The sequence below is a fragment of the Deltaproteobacteria bacterium GWC2_65_14 genome (genome assembly GCA_001797615.1).
GTDB lineage: Bacteria > Desulfobacterota > Deferrimicrobia > Deferrimicrobiales > Deferrimicrobiaceae > GWC2-65-14.
Genome location: MGPV01000049.1, coordinates 60,902 through 61,117 on the forward strand (window position 1 = coordinate 60,902; position 216 = coordinate 61,117).

Sequence of the window (216 nt, forward strand, 5' to 3'; positions counted from 1 at the left end):
GGGGATGCTCGAAGGCGAACGGGCCCGCCTTGTCGCCGTGGCACTTAAAGCAGAGCTCCTCGCTGGAGTCGGCCTTCAGGTTGCCTTCGATGCCGCCATGCGGGTTATGGCAGGACACGCAGGTCATCTTGCCTTCCGGGACGGGATGGTGCGAGGCCAGGCGCATGTCGGCCTTCTGCTTGGCGTGGCACTTGAGGCAGGTGTCGGTCGCGCCCT

1 pseudogene (running past one end of the window) is annotated in these 216 nt (G+C 65.7%); it reads right to left on the reverse strand.

The window, feature by feature from the left end:
- Positions 1-216: pseudogene (locus A2X88_09400) on the reverse strand (hypothetical protein) (it extends 215 nt beyond the left edge of the window).